Here is a 17581-nt window from a genome sequence, read left to right as displayed (position 1 = left end):
GGGTCTTAACCCCTTGAACTTACGATAAATATACTCTCACACATTTGTTTGAATCACTGTAATATTTTGCTGTAATCGCATCTTCTGGCAAATGACAGATTCACTAAAACATCGGTGATGCGATCGCTGTTTATGATTCAATACGCTTGGGTTAGCGCCAAAAACCCAACATTTTCATAACTTTGTTGGGTTGCGCCTTGCTTCACCCAACCTACAATTTTTCATAAAAAAAAGCCTGTATTCTTTGCTCAATAAAGCTTACAGGCTATATTACATCTATACCGAGTCATTTCAGACTAGGCGATACTCAAATTAACTCGGACAATCAAATCGTTGTAATCTCGATCGCCGCCATTAGCTAAATCCTCAAAGCCAAAAGCGTTATTTCCTAATAGGCGAATATGATCTGCTTTGTCAGTGTTAGCACCCAAGAAGGAGAAGTAAACTGCCGGATCGTTATTGGTATTGCTATCAAGAATTGCATCAGTCCCGGCATTAACGATGATAAATGGGACGAAAATAGCACCAGGTTGGAAATTACCTGTGAAAGTTGCTGTACCTTCGTTAGCTACACTCAAATCAATACCAGCGACACGGTGACTAATAGCTGCTTGAGTATAACCCGCCTGTCCAACCAGCACATCTGGTTTACCATCGCCATTGGTATCGATGCCACCATTCTCATCAGTTATCTGATAAAAGCCAACAAAGTTGTTAAAAGCTGCTTCTCTATGAACTACAAATTCGGCTTTCACCAATTGTTTCACATCCCGTAAATCAATTAGTTCGGGTTCATACTTTCCTTGAAGACCAGTACCTAAAGGTGGATCTTGCTCTGTTGCTGCAATCTTGACAACCAAATTCTGGAAGTTGAGAGAGAACCCTGTATCGTCCACATTCGTATCCGAGGCAAAAAGCACCTGAGAAAAAGGGGTTTGTCCAGATAGCACCGCCTGAGTAGTGCTGCTACGGATTAAATAAAATCTTAGGTTGCTCTCAGAGTTGAACTCCAGTAACCTGCTGAGGTCAGTGGGATTAAAACCATTGGGTAGTTTGGCAAGAGATGAAAGAAGCACTGTTGCTCGTTGGAGAGCTAGTTCGGTGTAATTTGCAGCACCAGGGGCTACGCCATTAATCCTACCTTCTGCATCGTCAACGACAAATACACCCAGTTCATTGACTTCTTCAGAAGTGTTGCTTTTAATCTTGACTGAGAGTTTGGCTTTTTCACCGTCAACTTGATTTTTGATCGTAAAGATATCACCTGTAATTCTTGTCAGTAGGCTAGTTGATTTAGTCTCAGCAGTAATTTCTTGAGCAATGGTGAGTGCAAACACATCACTGACTTCAGCCCCAACCAAATCTTTGGCAGTAACTTTGATGTTCAAGCTACCCAAGTTATTATTCGTAGGAGTGCCGCTGAAAGTACGCTTATTAGGATTGAAGCTTAACCAACTGGGTAGTGGGTCGCCGTTGTCTAAGGTAGCAGTGTAGGTTAGGGTATCTTCAATATCTACATCGCTAAAGGTGTTTTCAGGGATAGTGAAGTTAAAGGTAGTTTCTGCCGTAACTTTTTGGTCAGCGATCGCCTGCTCTACAATTGGTGGATTGTTAGCTTTAGCAATTGTGAGTGCAAATACATCACTAATTTCAGCAAGAGCCGGATCTGTGGCGGTGACTTTAATGTTCAAGCTACCCACATCATCATTCGTAGGAGTGCCGCTGAAGGTAAGCTCGTTAGCATTGAAGCTTAACCAACTAGGTAGTGGATCGCCATTGTCTAAGGTAGCAGTGTAGGTCAGGGTATCTTCAAGATCCACATCGCTAAAAGTGTTTTCAGGAATGGTGAAGTTGAAGGTAGTTTTTGCTGTGGCCTTTTGGTCAGCGATCGCCCGATCTACAATTGGCGCACTATTGAACTTAGCAACTGTCAATACAAACACATCACTGGCTTCATCCCCAGAAATATCCTTGACAGTGACTTTGATATTTTGATTACCCAAATTCTCCATCGTCGGAGTACCACTAAAATTCCGGGTAGCAGAATTAAAAGTTAGCCAACTGGGCAGTGGTTCGCCGTTTTCGAGAGTAGCAGTGTAGGTGAGGCTATCGCCGGCATCAATATCAATGAAGGTATTTTCTGGGATCGTGAAATTGAACTGCGTATTTATAAGTACCTTTCGATTAGCGATCGCCTCAACTAACTCTGGTGCATCGTTAACGTTCTTAACAGTAAGTGCAAAATCATCACTGACTTCAACCCCAAAAATATCCCTAGCAGTAACTTTAATGTTGAAGTTACTCACATCTGCATTTAAGGGAGTGCCATTAAAGGTTTTGGTAGCAGCATTGAAGGTTAGCCAACTAGGTAGAAAATCCCCATTTTCGAGAGTGGCGGTGTAAGTGAGGCTATCGCCAGCATCGACATCCTTAAAGGTGTCTTCTGAGAAAGTGAAATTGAAAACCGTGTCTTCTATTGCTTCTTGGTTTGCAATTTCGTTCATCACCTCTGGCGCATCGTTGGTGTTGTTAACAGTGAGCGTAAACACATCACTGATTTGAGCAACAGCTAAATCCGTGGCAGTAACTTTAATGTTTAAGCTACCCACGTTTGCATTTAAGGGAGTGCCACTGAAGGTTTTGGTCGCAGCATTAAAACTCAGCCAACTCGGTAGAGAGTCGCCGTTTTCGAGAGTGGCAGTGTAGGTGAGAGTGTCGCCAGCATCAACATCCTTAAAGGTGTTGTCTGGGATAATGAAGGTGAAAAGTGTGTCTTCTGTTGCTTGTTGAGGAGCGATCGCCTGAAATACCTCTGGCGCATCGTTGACGTTGTTAACAGTGAGTACAAAAATATCATTCGCTTGGGCAAGAGCTAAATCCGTAGCAGTAACTTTAATGTTGAGGCTACCTACGTTTGCATTTAAAGGAGTGCCACTGAAGGTTTTGGTTGCAGCATTAAAACTCAACCAACTCGGTAAAGACTCACCATTTTCGAGAGTGGCAGTGTAAGTAAGAGTGTCGCCAGCATCAACATCCTTAAAGGTGTTGTCTGGGATAATGAAGGTGAAAACTGCATCTTCTGTTGCTTGTTGGTTTGCAATTTCATTCGCCACCTCTGGCGGATCGTTGGTGTTGTTAACGGTGAGTACAAAAATATCATTCGCTTGGGCAAGAGCTAAATCCGTAGCAGTAACTTTAATGTTGAGGCTACCCACGTTTTCATTTAAGGGAGTGCCACTAAAGGTTTTGGTAGCAGCATTAAAATTCAACCAACTCGGTAGAGAGTCGCCGTTTTCGAGAGTGGCAGTGTAAGTGAGAATGTCGCCAGCATCAACATCCTTAAAGGTGTTGTCTGGGATAATGAAGGTGAAAACTGTATCTTCTGTTGCTTGTTGGTTAGCAATTTCATTCGCCACCTCTGGCGGATCGTTGGTGTTGTTAACAGTGAGTGTAAACACATCACTGATTTGAGCAAGAGCTAAATCCGTGGCAGTAACTTTGATGTTCAGGCTACCCACGTTTGCATTTAAGGGAGTGCCACTGAAGGTTTTGGTTGCAGCATTAAAGCTTAACCAACTCGGTAAAGACTCACCATTTTCGAGAGTGGCAGTGTAGGTGAGAGTGTCGCCAGCATCGACATCATTAAAGGTGTTGTCTGGGATAATGAAGGTGAAAACTGTATCTTCTGTTGCTTGTTGGTTAGCAATTTCATTCGCCACCTCTGGCGGATCGTTGGTGTTGTTAACGGTGAGTACAAAAATATCATTCGCTTGGGCAAGAGCTAAATCCGTAGCAGTAACTTTAATGTTCAAGCTACCCACATTCTCATTTAAGGGAGTGCCACTGAAGGTTTTGGTTGCAGTATTAAAATTCAACCAACTCGGTAGAGAGTCGCCGTTTTCGAGAGTGGCAGTGTAAGTGAGAATGTCGCCAGCATCGACATCCTTAAAGGTGTTGTCTGGGATAGTGAAGGTGAAAACTGTATCTTCTGTTGCTTGTTGAGGAGCGATCGCCTGAAATACCTCTGGCGGATCGTTGACGTTGTTAACGGTGAGTACAAAAATATCATTCGCTTGGGCAAGAGCAGTATCCGTAGCAGTAACTTTAATGTTCAAGCTACCCACATTCTCATTTAAGGGAGTGCCACTGAAGGTTTTGGTAGCAGTATTAAAACTCAACCAACTCGGTAGAGAGTCACCGTTTTCGAGAGTGGCAGTGTAAGTCAGAATGTCACCAGCATCAACATCCTTAAAGGTGTTGTCTGGGATAGTGAAGGTGAAAACTGCATCTTCTGTTGCTTGTTGAGGAGCGATCGCCTGAAATACCTCTGGCGGATCGTTGACGTTGTTAACGGTGAGTACAAAAATATCATTCGCTTGGGCAAGAGCAGTATCCGTAGCAGTAACTTTAATGTTCAAGCTACCCACATTCTCATTTAAGGGAGTGCCACTGAAGGTTTTGGTAGCAGTATTAAAACTCAACCAACTCGGTAGAGAGTCACCGTTTTCGAGAGTGGCAGTGTAAGTCAGAATGTCACCAGCATCAACATCCTTAAAGGTGTTGTCTGGGATAGTGAAGGTGAAAACTGCATCTTCTGTTGCTTGTTGAGGAGCGATCGCCTGAAATACCTCTGGCGGATCGTTGACGTTCTTAACGGTGAGCGTAAACACATCACTGACTTGAGCAAGATAAGTATCCGTAGCAGTAACTTTAATGTTCAAGCTACCCACATTCTCATTCAAGGGAGTGCCACTGAAGGTTTTGGTTGCAGCATTCAAGGTTAACCAACTCGGTAGAGAGTCACCGTTTTCGAGAGTGGCAGTGTAAGTGAGAATGTCTTCAGGATCTTGATCTTGGAAGCTATCTGAGATTGTGAAGTTGAAATTTATGTCTTCTGGAGTCTCTTTGTCTGCGATTTCCTTCACTAGTACTGGATTTTGGTTAACCCTGTAACGTGCCACAGCAAAGTTATTGGCGCTTATTCCCGCGACTATTACCGTACCATCGTGTTGGGTGAGAGCATAGGCATTATCAGTAGTCTTTGTGCCGATATCAGTAGTGATAATGCCAGTAGTGTTGAAATCAGTGTCAAGAGTACCATTGCTGTTGTAACGTACTAAAGCAAAGTTATTGTTACTCGAACCCGCCACAATAATTTTGCCATTAGCTTGCACGCTAACGCTGTAGGCTATGTCAGTACTGCCCAAGTTAGTAATGACCTTGCCAGCAGTACCAAAGCTGGTGTCGAGACTTCCATTGCTGTCGTAACGTACCACAGCAAAGTTATTACTACTCACTCCCGCTAACAGAATCTTGCCATCGTCTTGCAGGGCAATGCTGTAGGCGGTGTCCGTGGTATTAGTACCAATATCAGTAATGACCTTGCCAGCAGTACCAAAGCTGGTGTCGAGACTACCATTGCTGTCGTAACGTACCACAGCAAAGTTATTATTACTCACTCCCGCTAACAGAATCTTGCCATCGTCTTGCAGGGCAATGCTGTAGGCTATATCAGTACTGCCCAAGTTAGTAATGACCTTGCCAGCAGTACCAAAGCTGGTATCAAGACCTCCATTGCTGTTGTAACGTACCACAGCAAAGTCATTACCGCGCTTTCCTGCCAGCAAAATCTTGCCATCGTCTTGTAGGGCAATGCTGTAGGCTATGTCAGTACTGCCCAAGTTAGTAGTAACCTTGCCAGCAGTACCAAAGCTGGTATCAAGACCTCCATTGCTGTTGTAACGTACCACAGCAAAGTTACTACTACTCGCTCCCGCTACCAGAATCTTGCCATCGTCTTGCAGGGCAATGCTGTATGCTATGTCAGTATTGCCGAAGTCAGTAGTGACTTTGCCAGTACTATTAAAGCTAGTGTCGAGACTACCATTGCTGTTGTAACGTACTACAGCAAAGTTATTATTACTCACTCCCGCTACCAGAATTTTGCCATCGTCTTGTATGACAATGCTTCTAGCAATGTCAGTGGTATTAGTACCAATATCAGTAGTGACTTTGCCATCACTATCAAAGCTGGCATCGAGAACTACAGATAGAATTGAAGCGTAGGCTGTTATTACTTCTTGCCCAAACGCTAAACGAGGAACAATAGATCCTGTAGAAACCTCCAGTTCCCAATCACCACCTAATGCAGCACTCCCTGTCAAGTCATCAGAGGCCGCTACTACTGCACCTGTCAATTCGCTCAGACAGCGTATAAACAATACACCTGGCTCGGTTTGAGCGACTTTGCAACCATATAGCAGTAGTTGTGCGTCTTCACCCAAAGCATTTGCCCAACCCATAAGTTGGGCTGCGTAACGATTGAGCGTTTCGTTGTTGAGTTGACTGTTGCCCAAATAGATGCACCCAGGTGCGCCGTGGGAAACAATGTGCAGACTATTGACTCCCTGATGAGACTCCAGCACTCGACTAATTTGCTCAATACCATCTTGGTTGGCATCTAAGACTACAATTGAGGTATCTGGTAATACACCCATTACCAGACTTTGGTAGTCATCAATCTGTGGGTCAATAAAAACTAGGCGAGTAGGATACAAGTCTAAAGTTGATTTAATATTAATGCTGTTAGATATTTTGTTTATAGTAAAGTTTTTATTGCTATTATGCTTTATCATAAATTTCCAATGGTAAATCCCTGATATTCAGCAAAAATGAAACTTTTTGCAGATCGTTTCTTGTAGTTGCTTTCACTTTCAATGTAGGAATAAAATAAATCCTTTCCCTCGGTAAATCCACCAGTTTAATTAATGAAGATTTAGAAATTTTGGGCATAGAAAGTAGCTGAAATTTTTGATAAAAAACTCAGTAAACATCCAATACGGTTTGGGGAAAGGGGAAAGGGGAAAGGGAGAGAAAAAACCTCTAACCCAAACCCAGTAACCTTTTCCTAAAGGGAATTCTGAGTTAAAAAGACTTATCCGAACCGTGTTGAGTACACATCTATATCCTGACGTTGCATATTTGCGGAATGATTTAGCAACGTCCAAAAATTTCCTCAGTTTCCTCTGCTTGCCTCAATTCATAGCACTGTTCTGCAATGCCCTATTGCTAGATTTCCTGTTTCCTCCCTAGACAAGTAAGTTCTCCGAATCAAATCGGATTCCTATATGATCCGGTAAGTATCGTCTAAATGAAGAAAGATTTATGACGCAAACAATTTCAATTAACGACTCCGGGCGCTTGCAACTCACGCCGCTAGAAATCCCATCCCGTCTGCTGTTGGGACCAGGGCCATCTAATGCCCATCCCACAGTTCTCCAAGCGATGAATACTTCACCCGTTGGGCATCTTGACCCAACTTTTCTCGCACTCATGGATGAAATTCAGTCGTTGCTACGGTACGTATGGCAAACAGAAAACTCACTTACTATTGCAGTCAGCGGTACGGGAACAGCTGCAATGGAAGCAACCATTGCCAATGCTGTAGAACCCGGTGATGTAGTTTTAATAGGTGTAGCTGGTTACTTTGGTAATCGCCTTGTGGATATGGCTGGACGTTATGGCGCTGATGTGCGAACCATTACCAAACCTTGGGGACAAGTCTTCAACTTGGAGGAAATTCAAACTGCCTTAAAAACTCATCGTCCAACTATTTTAGCTCTAGTTCATGCCGAAACTTCCACAGGCGCACGTCAACCCTTGGAAGGGGTCGCTGATTTGTGTCGTGAATTTGGCACTTTGTTATTAGTGGATACGGTGACAAGTTTGGGCGGCGTCCCCTTGTTTTTGGATACTTGGGGAGTTGACTTAGCCTATAGTTGTAGCCAAAAAGGGTTAGGTTGCCCGCCTGGTGCTTCTCCTTTTACAATGAGTGCGCGTGCAGTTGAAAAATTGCAACAGCGACAAACGAAAGTTGCAAACTGGTATTTAGATATGTTGTTGCTGGGCAAGTATTGGGGCGCTGAACGCACCTATCACCACACAGCACCCATTAATTTATACTATGCATTGCGGGAAGCACTACGTTTGCTTGCAGAAGAGGGATTAGCAAATTCCTGGCAGCGGCATCAAAAGAACGTAGAATATCTCTGGGAAGGTTTAGAGAATTTAGGACTGAGTATGCACGTTGAGCAAGAGTATAGATTGCCAACACTTACCACTGTCCGCATTCCAGCCGGGGTAGATGGGAAAGCGATCGCACAGCAGTTACTCAATGAACATAATATTGAAATTGGCGGTGGTCTTGGCGAACTTGCAGGTAAAGTTTGGCGCGTGGGATTGATGGGCTTTAATAGTCGAAAGGAAAGTGTTGACCAACTTTTAGCAGCACTGCGGCAGGTTTTGCCTAAGTAGTTTTGATATATGGTGCGTTAAAAGTAGCTTAACGCACCTGAGAAAAAGAGCATCGCGCTAACTTCACTGCGAGAAAAAGCCAACAACCAGCAGAGGCAAAAGTATTAAGACAGATACAATCAAAACCAGGGTTGCCGGCTCAACTTTAATGTGGTTATTTTGTGGATCGCGCATTTGGTACTATCTCGAACAATAAATATATTAACCAAGCCTAAAGGATGTTTACTTTTTTTTCCAACCCCAATGAGGTTTAGAAGTGTAAACTTTTTAGCCCATCAGCTTATTTCTTCCAAGGCAATTTAGTCCCCATTTCAGTTAAAGCTGAGAAGATAAGATAGAGAATGAGTAACCCAGCAGCCGCAAAGAAAGTGAGTAAATCGTTATCCATAAATGCTCCACGCTAAAACTTAGCTAATCATAGCGGAATCGTCTAATCTTTAGCATTTTTCTGAGTCTGCAATCTTTGATCTTCTGGGTGCAAACTGTACCAGCCATACCAGTGACGAACTGCTAGCCAAATCGCTGAAAGCAATCCCGCTAAACTAAGGGTTAGTCCGCTAAACGGTACTAATAATCCAAAAATAGGTAGTACTGCTCCAGCAATAGTAGCCACGATCGCAGCCAACGAAACACTGCGGCTAGCTCCCAATCCCCATGTTAAAATTAGTAAAACGATCGAAATTAAAGTCCAAGCCAACTGAGCATTGATAACACGGGCTAGATAGGTCAAAGTCAACAGACAAGCAAAGAAAATACTAGCAGCGATCGCAATATTTCTAAAACTCATTGGCAGTGACAAATATAACAACAATATCCACCACAAAAATATTGCTGGTGCTAGTAATAAAAGCCGGGGAATGATGCCAGTATGACGAATGGGGTCAGTGTTAGTAAACACTCCAAATGGATTTTTGACTGAAACATTATCGTCAAATTTCCAAGTAAACTGAGTACTACGTCCAGTAACTTTAATTTCATTCGGTACAACACCACTAGCAAAATCAGCCGGAGCAAAGTTGGCAATTGCTGTGAGGCGAAAATTAGAAAGCAACTGTCCTGCGGCGCTGTAAACCCAGCGAGGCCCGCCTTGAGCCTGATAGGTGACTCGAAAGGTGGTTTCTTCTCCTGGTTGCAGCTGGAAGGGAAAGCCATAGTCTCCCGGATTAGTTTGTTGTAGCCTAGTGCCGTTACGCTCTACTTTGTAGCCAGCAAGAAGTGTGTAGCCGTTAGGTGGCGATGCTTCAAAAAAGAAATTATTAATATCCTTGAGTTGGTTAACTACTTTATAATCAGCAGTGTATTCCACGCGATAAATTGAACTGCGACCTGGAACATCTACGCTTTGGTCTAGCTTGACTTGAATTTGCGAACCACCCAGCGTTAAGAACCGGTTAATCTCTCGCGTATCATTGACTTTGACTATCTTGCCATTGGCTTGCGTGGTATAAGAGTATGGCTCCTGGATAGTGTAGCGGACTTGCGGGGCAGATTGTTCGAGCTTTTCACCTGCGACACTTTCAGCTACTTGAGCTACCTTTGTTTGTTCCCAGTAGTGATAGCGATTGCTCAAAGTCGAACACAGAAAAAATCCCGGAACTAACAAGACTAATACTAGAGTTAAATGCTGTAATCCCCGCAAGAGTTGGGAATAACGAACAGCCCATTCGCCAATGAATATAAACTGTTCCGGCTGGCTGCGACGCAAAGAAAAACTGATGAGTGCGATCGCAACTCCTAAAGCTACGACCAAAAATACTAATAACAATGAAGCTTTGAGCGCCTGGGTTCCAAATTGAACCAGTTCAACTGGATGCGTCAAATCGGGTAATCCGGGAATACCTTGAGCAGAAGATGACATTGGTTGATTTTTGCAGAATTTGAAGAACCAGACCAATAAAATCTCTTAAAAGTTTCTGGACAATAGTTTTATTTGATACCCAGACAATTGAGATAAGTGCTGTGTTGGTGTAGCTACCTCTGTGACCATCGTAGGTCTTACCCTGAGCCTGTCGTACCACTTGCCTACGGCACGCTCCGCGAACGTGGAAGCAAGCTACGCGGAGCGTCTCGTAGAGAAGGGCATCGCTCTGTTCCTGACTTGCTCGACTGTAACTTGGTATAAACACCAAAAACCCGGTTTTAATGACCGGGTTCTTGAGGGAAAACAATGGGGATATATTCCCCGAAGGTTAGTTATAGAGGTTCAGTATAATATCGATGCTCTGATATTTACTACCACGCTATTGTTACCCATTCCGGAAAATTAGCTAAGAATTTTTGACTAGTCTTCTTTAGACTTGTCCCTTAATAAGGTAGAGTAACGATTAGCAACTGGAATCAGACAGAAAAATGCTAGACATCAATCGGGTTTTGAAAGAAGACCGCCTGCTGAGGGCATTGACTGGACTAAACCGTAAGGCATTTGATGAATTGTTGCAAGGCTTTGAAATTGTACTCAACCAAGAAGCGATGCCCTTCTCTACGAGACGCTCCGCGTAGCTTGCTTCCACGAAGTGGTACGACAGGCTCAGGGTAAGACCTGCGGTGGTAACAGACTTGTACTGAGTTTCGATACTTCGACTGCGCCCTTCGGCTACGCTCAGGACAGGCTCAGTGCATCGCTGCGCGGTAATCGAGCGACTTGTACTGAGTTTCGACTACGCGGTAATCGAGCGAAGTCGAGATTCAACTACCGCGTAGTCGAAGTAAGTCGAGATTCAACTACCGCGCAGCCGAAGTAGCTTTGTCGTACCCCTCCTCTTAAGCAAGCTAGCAAGAGCGTCTCCAAGAATTGTGCGGGCTACGCCTAGTCGATTTATTTTCGTCGTCAGACTGTAAACCCTGTAACCCACAGTGTACACCCGATCTCAGCCCCAGCGATCGCCGTTTCTACGTCTAAAGATACAAGTTTTTTTAATTTTGAGATATTAATCAAAGATTAATGAGATATTAAGTTGAAAAACTAGTTCAGATAGAAACTTATCATGACCGAGCAAGAGCTTCAATCCCTTTTTAATAACTTAGATACCGATGGAGATGGCAAAGTATCCATTAACGATCTTTTTTTAAGTCCTGGCTTAAGTGCAATCATTTCATCAGAAACAAATACTACTAGTCCGCAGGAATTGCTAGTAAATTATGATTCAGATAAAGACGGCAGTATTACCTATGAAGAGTTAAAAGAAGCAGTTGAGAAAGCAAATAATTTAAACTAGCAACCCAATCCCTAACACCCAATACCCAATAACCAAAAATCCCTCTCTAGCCGACGCTTTGAGGGATTTGCAATTTTCATGGTCATTGGTAATTCACTAGCCCAAAAGAGATGACCTTAGAGGTGAAAGGCTGGCTTTTTGCAATTGTGGGAGGGGAGAGGAGCGATTGCATCTACAGAATTTTGAAAACTCAAAAATTTCCCATCCACTCGCGCCAATACTTTGGCAATAGTAGCGAATTGCATTAGCTCCAGGACTGCTGCCCCGTGTAGGAATTTCCTCTAGTTGCTTGTTTGAGCTTAACTTGACACCATTTGAGCCTCAACGATGCGGTAGGTGAAGTGCTTTCGGTCTTTTACATATACAACTTGTTTAAATTTAGGTTAACCAAAGGTTATGCAATGAATCGCAACTATCTTATAATACCTCTAAACTACAGTAAATCTCTCGGCTTACCGAATTTAATAGAGGAGGGAAATTTTGAGAAACAAGCGGCAGCATAGTTGGAAGTTAAACTATATCAGGAAACAAGTTCACACTCGTACTGTTAAAGCTTGGCAAGCTATAAGAAACTGGGGGTTTATATCCCTATTTTTGGCGGGAGTAAGCTTAAGTATAGTAATGAGTGCTTGCTCTGGAGCTAATGTTGATAACACTGGTAATAGAATCGCCACTTCAGAGCGCGATGTCAACCTAACGTTTGTTTCTTACTCAGTGACAAAGGCTGCATACGAGCAAATTATTCCACAATTTGTAGAAAAATGGAAAAAAGAGCATAACCAAAATCTGAAGTTTACTGAAAGTTATGATGGGTCTGGTTCTCAAACCCTAAATGTGATTGATGGTTTAGAGGCAGATGTGATACACCTGTCACTAGCCCTTGATGTTGACAAACTGGTTCAGACAGGTTTTATTCAACCGGGTTGGGAAAAAGAAGCACCAAATAATGCAATTGTCACCCAATCTGTAGGTGCGATCGCTACTCGTGAGGGGAATCCCAAAAATATTAAAACATGGACAGATTTGACAAGATCGGGAGTGAGCGTACTGACAGCTAACCCGAAAACATCTGGTGGTGCGCGATGGAACTTCTTAAGTTTATGGGGTTACATGACAAAAACTGGTCAGAATGAGAAGCAAGCATTAGATTTTACTTCCAAAGTTTATAAAAATGTACCTGTGCTGCCCAAGACTGCTCGTAATGCCAGCGAATTGTTCTTTAAACAAGGTCAAGGAGATGCTTTACTAAACTATGAAAATGAAATGATTTTATCAAAACAAAAAGGCGAAAAGTTCTCTTATGTTGTCCCTAATGTGAATATATCTATTGATAATCCAATTGCTGTGGTAGATAAGAACGTCGAGCAACACGGGACTCGGAAAGTTGCAGAAGCATTTGTTCAATATCTCTATACCCCAGAGGTACAACGGGAATTTTCCAAAATAGGATTTCGTCCTGTAAATAATACGATTGCAAAAGAATTGGGTAGCAATTTTCCTAAAGTTAAAACTCTGTTCAAAGCAGAAGATTTAGGAGGATGGAACAAGATTCAACAGAAATTTTTTAATGAAGGTGCTATTTTCGATCAAATTCAAGCTCAGAAATCTTCAAAATAAATAGCTTGAGATTCTCAAAATTTTTAAAACCTACATGATTAGGAATGTAGACCATAAGCAATATTAGAGAAAAGCTTATGGTCTACAATTTTAGATAAATATCCAAACAAAAATTACTATTTAAAGAGCTTGAGTTTAACTAAATTGACTATCATGAAGAGAAAGAGTTAAGTAAAATGCAGTCTCTTATCTGCTAATAAAAAAAGCTATATCATGTGCGCCTAATTAGTTATAATTCGCGCATCTGTGCAAAAACCAGAAAACCCTCTTTCCCCCTGCTCCCTGCTCCCAGCAATAACTGCCCTCTAAATGATAAGTCTTTAACCGGACATGATATTATGGCTGATTTTTAGTGAGAAATCAGTTTTTCAACAACTTTGTTATTATCTCCAACTGCTTGAGCAACTGTAAAAGATTTATTGCTAGAAGGTTGTTTAGGAAATTTGCTATTAATTTGAATATGCAAGCCTGGTAATAGAGCCACTTTAGCTTCTTTATTCTCTATCGGACTATATACTAAAGTTTCTTTCATCTCATTAATAATTTGTTGCTGGTCTTTGATAATTTGAGTTAGTTCGTTAAGCCTTTGAGAGTGTAATTCATCCAATTTATGATGTAGTAGTTCAATATTTTGACTGGCTTTTAGATTCACTTCGTGGTCGATTTCGGCACTTCTGCGGTCAGTGTCAGACTGGCGATTTTGACTCATCAATACAATTGGCGCTGTGTAGGCAGAAGCAAATGAAAACACTAAGTTGAGCATAATGAACGGTGAATTATCCCAGTGGGGAACTCCTGGTGTCAAGTTCATTCCCACCCATCCCGCCAAAATGGTACTTTGGCAAATCAGGAATTTCCAAGAGCCTACATGGTTTGCTAATTTATCAGCAAGCTGTTGTCCGGGCGTTAATTGCTCTATCGATGCGTCTGGAGCTTTCTGTGCAACTTGAGTGTTTTGAAGTGCTTGTACATCAACGCTATTTGACAATATTTTTTTGCTTATACTCATGCTACACCTGTTTAGTTAATTCAGTATCTGTTTGGCTTGATACTTTAAAATTAAGGTTTACTGTCGATAGAAGCAAATATTCTTTTTTTTCAAAACGATAAATAGAAGTAATTGCTCGTGAGAATACCAGCGATGTATACGATGGTCACTGACTTGTACTGAGTTTCGACTGCGCGGTAATCGAGCGACTTGTACTGAGTTTCGACTGCGCGGTAATCGAGCGAAGTCGAGATTCAACTACCGCGTAGTCGAAGTAAGTCGAGATTCAACTACCGCGCAGCCGAAGTAGCTTTGCCGTACCCCTCCTCTTAAGCAAGCTAGCAAGAGCCTCTCGTAAAGAAGGGTATCAGTGTCTCAATTCCGAATCTAGCTGCAAAAACACAGGAAATTGTTAAATAGCATTGCATACTACGGTAAATCTATCGGAATAATGTATGATAATTTCAGTTCTACTGCCAGCACAGGAATGTTGCGATCGCATATTAGCAAAATTCCAAAAGAAACAGGCGAGTGTGAACACCACCCTACAGATCAAACTCTGGAGAATCTACATGGGCTACAAACATATAGAAGTTAAACAAGTTGCTGGTTTCATCGGTGCCGAAATCGGTAGCGTAGACCTTTCCCATCCTCTTTCTGACGAGCAAGTTCAAGAAATCCGTAAAGCATTATTGAAATGGAAAGTTGTGTTCTTTCGTGGTCAGAACATAGATCATGCTGCCCAGGTTGAGTTTACATCTCGTTTCGGTGAAGTAACTTTCGCACATCCACTCGGAGAGCCTGAACCAGTACCAGGATTCCCACAGATCAAACCCGTAGATCGTAAGCTCTATGAGAAGCAGTACGGTTTTCGCACTGGTGGTCCTTGGCACACAGACGTAACGGCAGCTATTAATCCACCAGCAGGGTCAATTTTACGCGCGGTTAATGTCCCCAGCTTCGGTGGTGACACTCAGTGGAGTAATCTAGTTGCGGCTTATGAGGGACTGTCAGCACCCCTTAGGGCACTAGCAGACACATTGAAAGCTGAACATCGCTTTAATGGGGGCGGGTATCAGCCCCGCAACGGCAAATTCGACGAGCGCATTGCTGTCAATCCACTAGTCTCAATCCACCCAGTAGTCAGGGTTCATCCTGAGACTGGCGAACGTGCGTTGTTCGTGAACCCTGGCTTCACCTCGCACATTATTGACGTGTCACCACAAGAGAGCAAACTGTTACTTGAGTTGTTCTTCAACCAAATCACCAAGCCTGCCTACACCACCCGTTTCCGTTGGAACAATGGTGATATCGCGTTCTGGGATAACCGCGCCACTGTGCATTTAGCTCCTCAAGATTTAGATCATTTGGATGTGGAGCGTCTGTTATATCGCACCACTATTACTGGTGATGTTCCAGTTGGAGTTGATGGTTTCCGCTCCCAAGTGGTTCAAGGTGAGGTGTTCAACGCAGAAGTACCAACTGTCTTCAAGCAGAAAGCTGAGTCTAAGGAACCACAACCAGTGCTTTCGTAAACCTGAGTCCTGTTAGCTTTTTTCAAAGCAGTGCTGAGTAAATTTAAAAGTACTCTGAACCGAATGGCACGCTTGTTAAGATACAGCCTTGCTCTGACTGATTAAGAGCTTATACCAAGCGTGAAAAATGATTGCGACAGATGGAAAACTGAAACATTTATCCAATGGATGTTTCACAATCCAAAATCGTTCGACTGAGCGACTTGCCTTGAGCGAAGTCGAAAGGAGCCGAAGTCTAAAATCTAAAATCCAAAATGGTATTAGAGGCTCTTAACCCATTCTGGGAGGCTCTGCCTCCGATCTTCTTGACAAGAGGCAGAGCCTTTTTTAAATACATTCAGCGATGTGAATATTCTCGATTATGACCATGTAGAAGGAGCAAAACTAATTGCAAGGTTGCAGGAGCATATTAAGCAACCCCGGTTTGCCTATCGGCACCAGTGGAGCAAGGGCGACCTGCTTTATTGGGATAATCAGGCAACATCTCACTACCGTCCTGAATTTAATGCCAATGCAACCCGTGTTCTGAAACGGGTCAGCCTTCGGGCTAGCCGTCCGTTCTAAAGTTCAGCTAGCTAACATTTGTAGATTATTTCAGATACAAAGACAAAGCATTTTCTTCTTTTTCTCTTAGAGAGAAAAGGGAGAAAACATAGTACAACAGTGCCTAAATTTTTACCTAAAGGTATCAACATCAAAGTTATGAGAAAAGTGCAAATTGGCAAATATTCAATATCCAGACGTGATTTACTCTACGCTTTCTATGGATTAGTTTCTTTTACGACTTTAGCCAGTTGTGGTACAAACAAGACCAGTATCGGCAATAGCATTGCCAGTAACACTAGTATTAAGAGTAGTAGCAATACCAAGCTGGTTCGACTTGGCTACCAAGTTTCTGGGGATCTAACACACGAAAAAGGCGTAATTGAAAAACGTTTAGCTCCTCAAGGAATAGGTGTTACTTGGTCTCAATTTGTATCCGGGCCACCGCTATTAGAAGCCTTAAATGTGGGTAGTATCGACATGGGGCCAACAGGTGAAACACCACCTATTTTTGCTCAGGCAGCTGGTACTAATCTGATTTATATAGTTAATACGCCGCCAGGTACTGGAGAAGGTTCAGCAATTGTTGTGCTAAAGGATTCTCCAATCCAAACATTGGCAGGTCTTAAAGGTAAAAAAGTTGCTTATTCTAGAGGGACGGCTCAGACCTTTTTTGTGGTGAAAGCGTTTGAAGAGGTAGGGCTAAAAATCAGTGATATTGAATCAGTGAATCTAGCAATTGCAGATGGAAGAGCAGCGTTTTTGAACAAGACGGTTGATGCTTTTGTAGAAAGCGATCCTAGTCTGATCAAGCTGCAACGGGAAGGCACTATTCGAGTCTTACGAAACGCCCAAGGAATTAAGACGCCAGGAGGTTATTACCTAGCTTCACGAGATTTTGCCACTAATAACGCTGACCTCTTGAAAGCAATTTTGTCAGAGTACTATGAGATTGGGCTGTGGGCAAATAAAAATAGGCGGGCTGCTGCTGAAATCCTCGCACCGAAGGTCAAGACTGATGTCGATACTATGGAGTTGACGCTGACAAGAAAAAAATATGACATGAGACCAATTACTGAGGAAGTAATTAGCGCTCAACAAAAGATTGCGGATCTTCTATATCAACTGAAAGTTGTGCCTAAACTAGTCGATATTCGAGGAGCAACTCTAACTGCCCAACAGTATGCAGCAATTACACCGGATGCCGTTAGGAATAAGGCTTAATCTTTGAATCAGCAAGCTTGTTACAAAACCAGACGCGATGCCCTTCTCTACGAGACGCTCCGCGTAGCTTGCTTCCCCGGAGGGGTACGACAGGCTCAGGGTAAGACCTACGGCGGGAAACTACGCATTATCCTATAATTATTTGC

Annotated in this window: 9 protein-coding genes; 6 read left to right on the top strand and 3 right to left on the bottom strand. The window is 42.8% G+C overall.

From position 1 onward, the window contains the following. Positions 1-296 precede the first annotated feature (296 nt). On the bottom strand, positions 297-6635 hold the full coding sequence (locus NSTC731_RS06360) for a putative Ig domain-containing protein (RefSeq protein ID WP_445630065.1): 6339 nt from the start codon (positions 6633-6635) through the stop codon (positions 297-299). Positions 6636-7164: 529 nt separating this feature from the next. Between NSTC731_RS06360 and NSTC731_RS06355 the strand changes: the two genes are divergently transcribed. Beyond that, positions 7165-8313, top strand: a complete 1149-nt coding sequence (locus NSTC731_RS06355; RefSeq protein WP_445630064.1) for an alanine--glyoxylate aminotransferase family protein — start codon at positions 7165-7167, stop codon at positions 8311-8313. 430 nt (positions 8314-8743) lie between these two features. On the opposite strand, the gene NSTC731_RS06350 is transcribed toward NSTC731_RS06355, so the two are convergent. Further along, positions 8744-10171 carry a hypothetical protein gene (locus NSTC731_RS06350; protein ID WP_445630063.1) on the bottom strand — a complete coding sequence of 476 codons (1428 nt, stop codon included), beginning with the start codon at positions 10169-10171 and terminating at the stop codon, positions 8744-8746. Positions 10172-11294: 1123 nt separating this feature from the next. Here NSTC731_RS06350 and NSTC731_RS06345 point away from each other — a divergent pair. Together NSTC731_RS06345 and NSTC731_RS06340 are read left to right on the top strand one after the other, a co-directional pair. Next, complete coding sequence (locus NSTC731_RS06345) at positions 11295-11528, top strand: EF-hand domain-containing protein (protein WP_445632033.1); 234 nt, start codon at positions 11295-11297, stop codon at positions 11526-11528. Positions 11529-12047: 519 nt separating this feature from the next. Further along, positions 12048-13145: a sulfate ABC transporter substrate-binding protein gene (locus NSTC731_RS06340; protein ID WP_445632032.1), complete on the top strand. Its 1098-nt coding sequence runs from the start codon at positions 12048-12050 to the stop codon at positions 13143-13145. A 349-nt stretch (positions 13146-13494) separates the two neighbouring features. On the opposite strand, the gene NSTC731_RS06335 is transcribed toward NSTC731_RS06340, so the two are convergent. After that, a complete protein-coding gene (locus NSTC731_RS06335) occupies positions 13495-14154 on the bottom strand; it encodes a DUF1003 domain-containing protein (RefSeq protein WP_445630062.1) in 660 nt (219 codons plus the stop codon). 434 nt (positions 14155-14588) lie between these two features. Here NSTC731_RS06335 and NSTC731_RS06330 point away from each other — a divergent pair, with 434 nt between their 5' ends. From NSTC731_RS06330 to NSTC731_RS06320, 3 genes are all read left to right on the top strand, one after another. After that, positions 14589-15668, top strand: coding sequence for a TauD/TfdA dioxygenase family protein (locus tag NSTC731_RS06330; protein WP_445630061.1), 1080 nt, complete (start codon positions 14589-14591; stop codon positions 15666-15668). 345 nt (positions 15669-16013) lie between these two features. Next, a complete protein-coding gene (locus NSTC731_RS06325) occupies positions 16014-16232 on the top strand; it encodes a TauD/TfdA dioxygenase family protein (protein ID WP_445630060.1) in 219 nt (72 codons plus the stop codon). Between the two features lie 99 nt (positions 16233-16331). Then, entirely contained in the window at positions 16332-17435 is a 1104-nt protein-coding gene (locus NSTC731_RS06320; RefSeq protein WP_445630059.1) for an aliphatic sulfonate ABC transporter substrate-binding protein, read from the top strand. Positions 17436-17581: the final 146 nt, after the last annotated feature.

This window comes from Nostoc sp. DSM 114167 (assembly GCF_052692655.1).
This window is presented reverse-complemented; position numbering and strand designations above follow the sequence as displayed.

Excerpts from the sequence above, each read along its gene's own strand:
- NSTC731_RS06330 (WP_445630061.1), top strand. The coding sequence starts at position 14,589 with ATGATAATTTCAGTTCTACTGCCAGCACAGGAATGTTGCGATCGCATA.
- NSTC731_RS06350 (WP_445630063.1), bottom strand. The coding sequence starts at position 10,171 with ATGTCATCTTCTGCTCAAGGTATTCCCGGATTACCCGATTTGACGCAT.
- NSTC731_RS06360 (WP_445630065.1), bottom strand. The coding sequence starts at position 6,635 with ATGATAAAGCATAATAGCAATAAAAACTTTACTATAAACAAAATATCT.
- NSTC731_RS06335 (WP_445630062.1), bottom strand. The coding sequence starts at position 14,154 with ATGAGTATAAGCAAAAAAATATTGTCAAATAGCGTTGATGTACAAGCA.
- NSTC731_RS06355 (WP_445630064.1), top strand. The coding sequence starts at position 7,165 with ATGACGCAAACAATTTCAATTAACGACTCCGGGCGCTTGCAACTCACG.